Origin of the sequence: Streptomyces sp. SID4985, from assembly GCF_009863025.1 — a bacterium.
In the GTDB taxonomy this organism is placed as follows: domain Bacteria; phylum Actinomycetota; class Actinomycetes; order Streptomycetales; family Streptomycetaceae; genus Streptomyces.
The window spans coordinates 1-1,111 of the sequence record NZ_WWIR01000402.1 but is presented as its reverse complement, the minus strand read 5'-3'; the positions used below and the strand labels follow the sequence as shown (position 1 = coordinate 1,111).

Here is a 1,111-nt window from a genome sequence, read left to right as displayed (position 1 = left end):
GGGAGGGAGGGGGGTGGGGGTGCGGGAGGTGGCGGGCAGGGTGGTTCGGGTCGTGAAGTCCGTTGTCGTACGGCCTAGTTCCGTCGTCAGGTCCGGCGGTGGCGTCTCCTCGCGCAGGTCCGTCAGCAGCGCCCGCGACTCCGCCGCCGCCCTGTGGGCCGAGCGGGACACCAGGGACGCCTGGTCGCGCAGGAGGGCGGGGTCGGGGGCGGGGGTGGCGGCGGTGGCGGCGAGGGCGTCGGCGGCGAGGGCGACTCCGTAGAGGGTCTTGGTCAGGGAGTCGTGCATCTCGCGGGCGAGGCGGGCGCGTTCGGCGTGGACGGCCTCGGTGGCGGCGAGGCGGGCGCGTACGGCGGTGAGGGCCTGGGTGGCGGTGCCGTAGCGGAGCATCAGGTTGCGCAGGGTGGAGCCCATCGCGCCGGTGACGACGCACAGGCCGGGCAGCAGCAGCGACTCGGCGGGGCCGGTGTGCTGGTCCGCCTTCAGCGTGGCGTGGACCAGGAGCAGGATCAGCGACTGGAGGGACGCGAAGCAGGCGGCGCCGCGCCAGCCGTAGACCAGCCCGGCCAGCAGCGGAGTGCAGACGCTGACGTAGGCGAGCGTGGTGTCCGGGCCCGCCGAGACGAGCAGCAGCGAGCCGAAGAGGGTGTCGGCGGCGAGCAGCGCGGGGTGGCGCAGGAGGAGGGGGCCGAAGCGTTCCCAGTCACGGAAGAGGACGTACGACCCCATGAACGTCACGACGACCGCCGCACCGACCAGCCGGGCACCGAGCCCGGGCGCGGCGTTGAGCAGCGCGGCCGGCGCCGCCAGCACGATCATGGCGAGCCGGAAGCCGAAGACCTGACGGCAGAGGGCCTGGAGGGCCCGGACCTGGAGGCGCTCGGGGGGTTCGGGGAGGGGTCCCTCCGGGGGTTCGGCGAGCGGGAGGGGGGTGTGCTCGCCCTGCGCTGTGTGGCGGCCGGGGTACGCACCGGGCGCGATGTCCTCGCCGGGCGCCGGTTCTCCGCCCTGCGCCGTGCACTCGGCCGGGGCCGCGTCCCCGCCCGGCGCCGTGTCCCTGCCCGGCGCCGCGTCCCTGCCCGGCGCCGCGTCCCCGCCTGGTGTCGCGCCC

Annotated in this window: 1 protein-coding gene; it reads right to left on the bottom strand. The window is 76.4% G+C overall.

Annotation, left to right across the window (positions count from 1 at the left end; genetic code table 11):
- The coding region (locus tag GTW40_RS17430; RefSeq protein WP_343245728.1) for a histidine kinase dimerization/phosphoacceptor domain-containing protein at positions 1-981 on the bottom strand (981 nt) is incomplete at its 3' end.
- Positions 982-1,111: the final 130 nt, after the last annotated feature.